1 protein-coding gene is annotated in these 3476 nt (G+C 75.7%); it reads left to right on the forward strand.

The features are described 5' to 3' along the window. A partial coding sequence (locus VGR37_01055) for an amino acid adenylation domain-containing protein (protein ID HEV2145983.1) occupies positions 1–3476 on the forward strand: 3476 nt, incomplete at both ends.

Below are 3476 nucleotides of genomic sequence, written 5' to 3' on the forward strand. Positions count from 1 at the left end.
CCGGGGGGGGGCGGGCGCCGCGGCGGCCGGGGGGCGCGCGCTGGAGGAGGCCCGCACCCCGCTGGACCTCACCCGCGGGGTACTGCGCGCCGTGCTGTACCGCCTGGGCGAGGCGGAGCACCTGCTGCTGGTCATCCTGCACCACGTGGCCACCGACGGCTGGTCCTGGGGGATCGTGTGGAGGGAGCTGTCCACCCTCTACGCGGCGTTCTCCCGCGGCGAGGCCTCGCCCCTTCCCGAGCCGGCCTTCCAGTACGCGGACTTCGCCGTCTGGCAGCGCACCTGGCTCACGGACGAGGTGGTCCGGGAGGAGGTCGACTACTGGCGGGCGCGGCTCCAGGGCGCCCCCGCGGCGACGGAGCTCCCGACCGACCGTCCCCGTCCGCCCCTGCCGGGCTACCGGGGCGGCCTGTACCTCTTCGACCTCCCCGAGCCGCTGGCGTCCCGCCTGGAGACGCTCGGCGCGCGCCGCGGCGCCTCCCTCTACGTGGTCCTGCTCGCCGTGTTCAAGGCGCTCCTGCTGCGCTACACGGGGCAGGAAGACCTGGTGGTGGGCGCGATGGCCTCCCACCGCACCGGCACGGCGATGGAGGGGCTGGTCGGCTATCTCCTCAACACCGTCGCCCTCCGCACCTCGCTGGCAGGCGACCCGTCCTTCGGCGACGCCGTGGACCGCGTGCGCGAAACGGTGCTGGAGACCGGCGAGCACCAGCACCTCCCGTTCGAGCGGGTCCTGGAGGCGCTGGAGACCGGACGGGACCCCAGCCGCCACCCGCTGTTCCAGACCCTGTTCGTGTACCAGCGGCCCTTCGACCCCGGGACCCGCCCGGCGCACACCCCGGACATCACCCTGGAGCTGTTCGAGCTGGACAACCGGACCTCCAAGTTCGACCTCGTGCTCTACGTGGACGAGAGCGAGGGGAAGTTCTCCGGGATGGTCGAGTACAGCACGGAGCTGTTCGACGCGGCCACCGCTGCGCGGCTGGCCGGGCACTACCGGACCCTCCTGGAGGCGGCGGCGGGCGGAGAGGCCGTCCGGCTGAGCGAGCTCCCGCTGCTGGGCGGCGCCGAGCGGGAGCTCCTGCTGGGCGCGTGGAGCCGGGGTGGGACGGCGGAGGGCGCGGGGCTCCACGAAGCCTTCCAGGCGGCGGCGGCCCGGACGCCTGAGGCCGTGGCCCTGGTGGCCGGGGAGCGGGTGCTGGCCTACCGGGAGCTGAACGGGCGCGCCAACCGCCTGGCGCGCCACCTCCGCCTCCGGGGCGTGGGCCCCGAGGTGCGGGTCGCGGTCTGCACCGAGCGCTCCGCGGAGATGGTGGTGGCCGTCCTCGCCGTGCTCAAGGCCGGAGGGGCGTACGTCCCGCTGGACCCCGCGCACCCCCCGGCGCGGACCGCCCACGTGATGCGGGACGCGGGCGTCGCGGGGGTGCTCACCGAGACGGCGCTCGCCGCGGGGCTCCCGGAGAACGGCGCCTGGCGCGTCCTCCTCGACGCCGGGTGGGAGGCGGCGGCCGGAGAGCGCGACGACGACCTCCACGTCGCGGTGGATCCGGAGTGCCTGGCGTACGTCGTCTACACCTCCGGGACCACGGGAAGCCCCAAGGGAGTCCAGGTCTCCCGTCTCGCGGCGGCGCGGTTCCTCGCGTCCATGCGGGAGCGCCCGGGGATCACCGCGGACGACGTGCTCGTGGCGGTGGCTCCGCTGACCTTCGATCCCTCCGTCCTGGACCTCTTCCTCCCGCTCGGCGCGGGTGCCCGCGTCGTGCTCACCGCCCGGGGCGACGCCGCCGACGGGTTCCGCCTGGCCGAGACGCTCCGCGGCGCGGGGGCGACGCTGGTGCAGGCCACCCCGTCCACCCTGCGCGTCCTGCTGGAGTCCGGCGCGCCGCTCCCGGCGGGGCTGCGCGTGCTCTGCGGCGGCGAGGCCATGCCGCGCGACCTCGCGGCGTCGCTCCGCCCCCGCGTGGCCGCCCTCTGGAACGTGTACGGACCGACGGAGACCACCGTCTGGTGCACCGCGCACCCCGTGAGCGGGGAGGACGACGAGGCGTCCGTTCCCGTGGGGCGCCCGGTCGCCAACGCGCGGACGTACGTGCTGGACCCGGCGCTGCAGCCGGCGCCCGTGGGCGTCGTCGGCGAGCTGTACGTGGGGGGCGCGGGCGTGTCGCGCGGCTACCTGGGGAAGCCGGGGCTGACCGCGGAGAAGTTCGTCCCCGACCCGTTCGGCGGCGAGCCCGGCGCGCGGCTCTACCGCACCGGGGACCGGGCGCGCTGGGGGGCGGACGGCGCGCTCCGCTACGTCGGGCGGACCGACTTCCAGGTCAAGGTGCGCGGCTACCGCATCGAGCCCGGCGAGGTGGAGTCGCTGCTGGCCCGCCACGGCGGGGTGCGCGCGTGCGTGGTGGTGGCCCGGGAGGACGTGCCCGGGCGCGCGCGCCTGGTGGCCTACGTTGTGGGCGAGGGCGCGGCGGCCCCGGAGCCTGCATCGCTCCGCGCACACCTGGCGGAGGCTCTCCCCGAGTACATGGTCCCCGGGGCGTTCGTCTCCATGCCCTCCCTCCCGCTCACCCCCAACAGCAAGGTGGACCGGGCGGCCCTCCCCGCGCCCGACCCGGACGTCCCGGACGTCCACGAGGCTCCGCGCACCGCCGTGGAGGCGACGCTCGCGCGGATCTGGGCGGAAGTGCTGCAGGCCGACCGCGTAGGGATCCGGGACAGCTTCTTCGAGCTGGGCGGCGACAGCATCCTCGCCGTCCAGATCGTCTCCCGCGCCCGGGCGGAGGCGCTCCTCATCCGCCCCCGCGACCTCTTCGAGCACCCCACCGTGGCGGCGCTCGCGGGCGTCGCCGCTGCGGCCGATCCCGCGCGGCCCGGACCGACAGCCTGGCAGAGCACGGCACCCCCAACTCCCGAGTCGAACGTGGCAACAACCGAAGCGGTGAAGAAGAACCCGATCGAGGACGTGTACCCCCTCTCGCCCATGCAGGAGGGGATGCTCTTCCACTCGCTCTACGAGGGGCCGGGCACCTACGTGGGGCAGTTCGGCTTCACGCTGGAGGGCGAGCTGGACGGGGAGGCCTTCGCGCGGGCGTGGCAGGCCGTGGTGGACCGGCACCCGGCGCTGCGCGCGGCCTTCTCCTGGGAGAAGGTGGAGAAGCCGCTGCAGGTGGTCCGCCGGCGCGTCACGCTCCCCGTGCACCGGGAGGACTGGCGCGCGCTGCCCGCCTCCGAGCAGGAGGCGCGCTTCGCGAGCTACCTGGCGGCGGACCGGGCGCGGGGGTTCGACCCGGCGAAGCCGCCGCTGATGCGGCTGGCGCTCCTGCGCACGGGGGAGCGCCAGCACCGCCTGGTGTGGACGCACCACCATCTGCTGCTCGACGGCTGGAGCGTGGGGCTGGTCTACCGCGACGTGCTGGCCCTCTACGCGGCCCAGCTCCAGGGGCGCACGGCGGAGCTGGCGCGCCCGCGCCCGTACCGGG

It is taken from the genome of Longimicrobiaceae bacterium (assembly GCA_035936415.1).
Classification (GTDB): Bacteria; Gemmatimonadota; Gemmatimonadetes; order Longimicrobiales; family Longimicrobiaceae; genus JAFAYN01.